Origin of the sequence: Streptomyces sp. RP5T, from assembly GCF_003933965.1 — a bacterium.
GTDB lineage: Bacteria > Actinomycetota > Actinomycetes > Streptomycetales > Streptomycetaceae > Streptomyces.
Genome location: NZ_RSAJ01000887.1, coordinates 1 through 2,470 on the forward strand (window position 1 = coordinate 1; position 2,470 = coordinate 2,470).

Annotated in this window: 3 protein-coding genes; 2 read left to right on the forward strand and 1 reads right to left on the reverse strand. The window is 72.2% G+C overall.

Annotated features, from left to right (window positions below):
- The first annotated feature begins 17 nt into the window (after positions 1 to 17).
- A complete protein-coding gene (locus EHS43_RS42480) occupies positions 18 to 695 on the forward strand; it encodes a response regulator transcription factor (protein WP_125195803.1) in 678 nt (225 codons plus the stop codon).
- Between the two features lie 10 nt (positions 696 to 705).
- Here EHS43_RS42480 and EHS43_RS42485 read toward each other — a convergent pair whose 3' ends face one another.
- Positions 706 to 1,407 carry a TetR/AcrR family transcriptional regulator gene (locus EHS43_RS42485; RefSeq protein WP_125195804.1) on the reverse strand — a complete coding sequence of 234 codons (702 nt, stop codon included), beginning with the start codon at positions 1,405 to 1,407 and terminating at the stop codon, positions 706 to 708.
- Positions 1,408 to 1,521: 114 nt separating this feature from the next.
- Between EHS43_RS42485 and EHS43_RS42490 the strand changes: the two genes are divergently transcribed.
- A complete protein-coding gene (locus EHS43_RS42490) occupies positions 1,522 to 2,271 on the forward strand; it encodes an SDR family oxidoreductase (protein WP_125195805.1) in 750 nt (249 codons plus the stop codon).
- Positions 2,272 to 2,470 lie beyond the last annotated feature (199 nt).

Sequence of the window (2,470 nt, forward strand, 5' to 3'; positions counted from 1 at the left end):
CCCCAGGAACGGACCCCATGACGATCCGCGTACTGCTCGCCGACGATCAGGCCCTGCTGCGAGCCACGTTCCGGATCCTCATCGACTCGTGCGAGGACATGGAGGTGGTCGCGGAGGCCGCCGACGGCGCCGCGGCGGTCGACCTGGCGCGAGTCCACCGTCCCGACGTGATCCTCATGGACATCCGCATGCCGGGCACCGACGGTCTGGCCGCCACGTCCGTGATCTGCGCCGATCCTGAGCTCTCGGACACGCGGGTGCTGATCCTGACCACGTTCGAGATCGACGAGTACGTCGCACAGGCGCTGCGGTCCGGGGCCAGCGGTTTCCTCGGCAAGGACGTCACCGCCGAGTCCCTGCTCGACGGGATCCGCACGGTCGCGGCCGGCGACTCCCTGCTCTCGCCCGGCGCCACCCGCACCCTGATCACCAGGTTCCTGGCGGCTCCGGGACTCGGCACCCGCCTCGCGGCCACCGACGATCTGAGCGGTCTCACCGCCCGGGAACGCGAGGTGATGGCGTGGGTCGCCGAGGGGCACTCCAACGAGGAGATCGCGGAAAAGCTCTTCGTCAGCCCCCTGACCGTGCGCACCCATGTCCACCGCGCGATGACCAAGCTGGGTGCCCGGGACCGCGCCCAGCTCGTCGTGATGGCCTATCAGTCGGGTCTGGTGCAACCGCTGCTGCCCGAGTGACGCCGCCTCCTCACCCCCCGGAGAGCTTCTCCAGCCACTGCTGAAGCAGGGCCGACTCCGCCGTGGTGAGCGCCGGCGGCAGGTCGGCACGCAGCCGGGCCGCGAGTGTCGCCGCCGCGACGGGCACCGCACCGTCCTCCCGCCCCGCGTCCGCCTCGGCATCGGCGTCGGCGGGCCGGGTCACGGAGTCCAGCACCGCGTCGCGCAGCCGCTGCGAGAACCTGGTGTCCGCGTACTGCTCGGGCCTGGTCAGCATCGACAGAGCCGCCCCGACGTTGGCGGACATGACCATCTGCGTGGCCAGAGCGGGCGGCACCGTCAGCCGCCCCGCGGCGGCACAGCGCTCCAGGATCGCGCGCAGCAGGTCGTGCGCCTCCTGGACCGCGGCCGGGGGCACGGTCAGCTCGGGCGAGTACATCAGCCGGTAGTGGCTGGGGTGCTCCAGCGCGAAGCGCATGTGGTTGTCCCAGCCGCTCCGCAGGTCCTCGACCGGATCCGCGCTCGGCCGGGCCGCCCGCTTGGACGCGAGGTACTGCTCGAATCCCCGGTCCACCACGGCGGCCAGCAGACCGGCCTTGTCGCCGAAGAGCCGGTAGAGCATCGGCGCGCCGACGCCGGCCTTCTCGCACACCGCGCGCGTGGAGACCTCGGCTGCCGACGCGCCGGCCAGCAGCTCGGTGGCCGCTTCCAGGATCTTTTCCCTCGCATCCATGCCCCCACGGTACGCCATTCGTAGCGACGATACGAGCCGGGGGTTACCAATGCTACAGATCCATGTTATCGTCGATACGAATCAGTCGTAGCAGCGATAACAAAGGATGCGGTCATGACCACTCAGCCCCGGACGGAACAGCGTGTCGCGATCGTGACCGGCGGGTCCCGCGGCATCGGACGGCAGATCGCCGAGCGGCTCGGCGCCGACGGCTTCGCGGTCGTCGTCGGGTACGCGGGCAACAAGGACGCCGCCGACGACGCCGTGCGCGTCATCGAGGAGGCGGGCGGCACGGCTCGCGCCGCCCGCGCGGACGTCGCCGACGAGACCGGGGTCGCCGCCCTGTTCGACCTCGCGGAGGCCGCGTACGGCGGTGTCGACGTGGTGGTCCACTCCGCGGGCCGGATGCCCCTGTCGCCGATCGCGGAGCTCGATCTCGCCGAGCTGGACGCCCTGTACCGCACCAACATCCGCGGCACCTTCGTCGTCGACCAGCAGGCCGCACGCCGACTGCGCCCGGGTGGCGCCCTCGTCAACCTCTCCAGCTCGGTCGTGGGCCTCGCCTTCCCCGGTTACGGCGCCTACGCGGCGACCAAGGGCGCCGTCGAGGCGGTGACCCTGATCCTCGCCCGCGAGCTGCGCGGCCGTGACGTCACCGTCAACGCCGTGGCGCCCGGCCCGACGGCGACCGACCTCTTCCTCGACGGCAAGGACGAGGAGACCGTCGCCCGCCTGGCGGCACAGCCCCCGCTGGAGCGCCTCGGGACTCCGAAGGACATCGCCAACGTGGTGTCGTTCCTGGTGAGCCCGGCGGGCCACTGGGTCAACGGGCAGGTGCTGCGGGCCAACGGCGGCATCATCTGACCACGCAGACGCCGGGCCCGCCTTCCACCCCAGGTGTCCGGCGTGACGGCTCGCCGCCTTCTGCGCGCACAGGGGTGAGGGGGGCGCGCCCTTCGCCCGAGTGACGCTCGACCCGGGCGGCGCCCGTTCAGGGGAAACCGGGGCGCTGGGCGCGTGGCGGCCGGCGCGGGCGTCGACAACTCACCCGTGACCCTCCCCC